Below are 2,687 nucleotides of genomic sequence, written 5' to 3' on the forward strand. Positions count from 1 at the left end.
GGGTGCCGCAGGACCCGGATGAGCAGATCGCGGTTGGTTCGTACTCCGTGGATCTTCGCCCGGCTCAACTCCGCAGCCAATCGAGCGGTCGCCTGGTGCCGCGTTGCTCCCCAGACGATCACCTTGGCCAGCATCGCGTCGTAGTACGGCGAGACCTCGGACCCACTCACCACCCCCGAATCCACCCGCAACCACGGCATCCCTTCCCGGGGCCCACCCGCCCCGAACTCCGCCGCAGTCGCGCTTCCCGCCGAACCGCCGATCCCCGTCGCGCCTCCGGTCGAACTGCCGATCCCCGTCGCGCCTCCGGTCGAACTGCCGACCCCGGCCAGTTCGAAGCGGTGTAGGCGGCCGGTTTGGGGTTGCCAGTTGTGGGCTGGGTCCTCGGCGTACAGGCGGACCTCGATCGAGTGGCCGACCGGTTCGGGGGGCTCGGGCGGCAGCGCTTCGCCGGCGGCCACCGCGAACTGCAGCGCCACCAGGTCCAGCCCGGTCGTGGACTCCGTCACCGGATGCTCGACCTGCAGCCGCGTGTTCATCTCCAGGAAGAAGAACTGACCGTCGTCATCGGCAAGGAACTCCACCGTCCCGGCGCCGACGTACTCGATCGCCGCAGCCGCCTTCCGCGCCGCCTCGAACAGGGCGGCCCGCATCGACGGAATCCGTTCCACCAAAGGCGAAGGCGACTCCTCCACCACCTTCTGATGCCGCCGCTGGATCGAGCATTCCCGCTCACCAACAGCCCAGATCGTGCCGTACCGATCCGCCATCACCTGAACCTCGATGTGCCGACCGGTCGCCAGATACCGCTCGCAGAACACCGTGCCGTCACCGAACGCGGACAACGCCTCAGCCGACGCAGCCTCGATCTCCGCGGCAAGATCCTCCAGCCGCTGCACCACCCGCATCCCGCGCCCACCCCCGCCCGCGGACGCCTTCACCAGCACCGGCAGGTCCTCGGCAGACACCTCGGCCGGAGTCAGCTCGTCCAGCACCGGCACCCCGGCGGCCGACATCAGCTTCTTCGCCTCGATCTTCGAGCCCATCGACTCGATCGCCTCGGCCGGCGGCCCGATCCAGACCAGCCCGGCCGCCTCGACGGCCCGCGCGAAGTCCGCGTTCTCGGAAAGGAAGCCATACCCCGGGTGCACCGCATCCGCACCCGCCTTGAGCGCCGCCTCGATCACCAACTGCGCTCGCAGATAGGTCTCACCCGGGCTGTTTCCCGGCAAATGAACGGCCGCGTCCGCGTCTCCGACGTACGGCATCGAAGCGTCGGCGGTCGAGTGCACGGCAACGCAGCCCAGCCCGAGCGACCGGGCCGTCCGGAAGACCCTGCGCGCGATCTCGCCGCGGTTGGCGACCAGGACGGACGTGATCCCTCGAGTTGAAGTCATGCCGATCACATCCGGAAGACGCCGAAGTTGGCGCCGTCGAAGCGGGTTCCCTCGACCGGGGCCGAGTGGATGGCGGACAGGCACAGGCCGAGCACGGTCCGGGTGTCGCGCGGGTCGATCACCCCGTCGTCATAGAGCCGCCCGGACAGGAACATCGGCAGCGACTCTGCCTCGATCTGCCCTTCCACATAGGCCCGCATCGCGGCGTCGCCGTCCTCGTCGTACGGCTGGTTCTTCGCGGCCGCGGCGGCACGCGCCACGATCGACAGCACCCCGGCGAGCTGCTGCGGACCCATCACCGCGGACTTCGCCGACGGCCAGGCGAACAGGAACCGCGGATCGAACGCCCGCCCACACATCCCGTAGTGCCCGGCGCCGTAGGACGCGCCCATCAGGATCGACACGTGCGGCACGCGGGAGTTCGAGACCGCGTTGATCATCTGCGCACCGTGCTTGATGATCCCGCCCTGCTCGTACTCCTGCCCGACCATGTAGCCGGTCGTGTTGTGCAGAAAGATCAACGGCACCGACGCCCGGTTCGCCAACTGGATGAACTGCGCGGCCTTCTGCGACTCCTCGCTGAACAGCACCCCGCGCGCGTTCGCCAGGATGCCGACCGGATACCCGTGCACCGACGCCCACCCGGTCGCGAGCGACGACCCGTACAGCGGCTTGAACTCGTCGAACACCGACCCGTCCACCACCCGGGCGATCACGTCCCGCGGATCGAACGGGATCTTCAGATCACCCGGCACGATCCCGAGCAGTTCGTCCGCGTCGTACAAGGGATCCTCGTACTCCGCTGCCGGTGGCGGGCCCTGCTTCTTCCAGTTCAGCCGCGCCACGATCTGCCGGCCCAGCCGGATCGCATCCGGCTCGTCCACCGCGAAGTAGTCCGCCAGCCCCGAGCGGCGCGCATGCATCGCGGCACCGCCGAGGGACTCGTCGTCCGCATCCTCACCGGTCGCCATCTTCACCAGCGGCGGTCCGGCCAGGAACACCTTCGCGCCGCCGTCGACCATCACGACGTAGTCGCTCATGCCCGGGATGTACGCGCCACCCGCGGTGGAGTTGCCGAACACCAGCGCGATGGTCGGGATCCCCTCGGCCGACAACCGGGTGAGATTGCGGAACATCGCCCCGCCGGGGATGAAGATCTCCTTCTGCGTCGGCAGATCCGCGCCGCCCGACTCGACCAGACTGATCACCGGCAGCCGGTTCGCCCGCGCGATCTCGTCCGCCCGCAAGGCCTTGCGCAGCGTCCACGGATTGCTGGCGCCGCCCTTGACC

Annotated in this window: 2 protein-coding genes; both read right to left on the reverse strand. The window is 69.1% G+C overall.

The annotated features are described in order from the left end of the window. On the reverse strand, positions 1-1,397 hold a 1,397-nt coding region (locus VFG33_RS15895; RefSeq protein WP_325053633.1), incomplete at its 3' end, for an acetyl-CoA carboxylase biotin carboxylase subunit. A gap of 5 nt (positions 1,398-1,402) precedes the next feature. After that, on the reverse strand, positions 1,403-2,687 hold a 1,285-nt coding region (locus VFG33_RS15900), incomplete at its 5' end, for an acyl-CoA carboxylase subunit beta (protein ID WP_325053634.1).

Source organism: Kribbella sp. (assembly GCF_035687465.1).
In the GTDB taxonomy this organism is placed as follows: domain Bacteria; phylum Actinomycetota; class Actinomycetes; order Propionibacteriales; family Kribbellaceae; genus Kribbella.